1 tRNA gene is annotated in these 537 nt (G+C 56.1%); it reads right to left on the reverse strand.

Annotation, left to right across the window (positions count from 1 at the left end):
- Nucleotides 1-265 precede the first annotated feature (265 nt).
- Nucleotides 266-359: transfer RNA gene (locus L6Q96_23585), tRNA-Ser, on the reverse strand.
- Nucleotides 360-537 lie beyond the last annotated feature (178 nt).

The raw sequence follows: 537 nt of genomic DNA on the forward strand, positions 1-537 counted from the left end.
CCCCGGCGCATAGGGATTGTTTGGATAGATCCCCAAGGTCAGGTTGCCCACATTGCCTGTATCCGAGAGGCTGTCGCCAAAGTAGTATATGTCGGAAAAGAGTGCGGCTGAAGCTGGCCTGGAGCAGAGTACGGCTGCCACCAACATCAGTACTCGAGAGTATGGCATGCTCCTTTATAACCGCAGAAGCCCGGAACCGCCAAGATTGGAATGAGAAGGAAGCGCCAGTTGTGTACTGGTACTCGGAACCACAGCCATCGCAGGCTGGCGGAGAGGGAGGGATTCGAACCCTCGGTAGAGGTTTAAGCCCCTACGACGGTTTAGCAAACCGCTGCTTTCGACCACTCAGCCACCTCTCCGTCTTTAACTCACCTGATTTCAATGAGTTGTGGCCGTCGTCACCTTATTATACTGCAACTTTCGCCCTACGCTCAACGGTTGTCGCTACTTTGTCGCTGATCCGCATTGGCGCTGCAGCCCTCGCGTCCGTGCCGTGGTTGGCTTGAGCGTGCGAACAGCCGCCAGCTGGATCGGTTG

It is taken from the genome of Candidatus Binatia bacterium, from assembly GCA_023150935.1.
In the GTDB taxonomy this organism is placed as follows: domain Bacteria; phylum Desulfobacterota; class Binatia; order HRBIN30; family HRBIN30; genus JAKLJW01.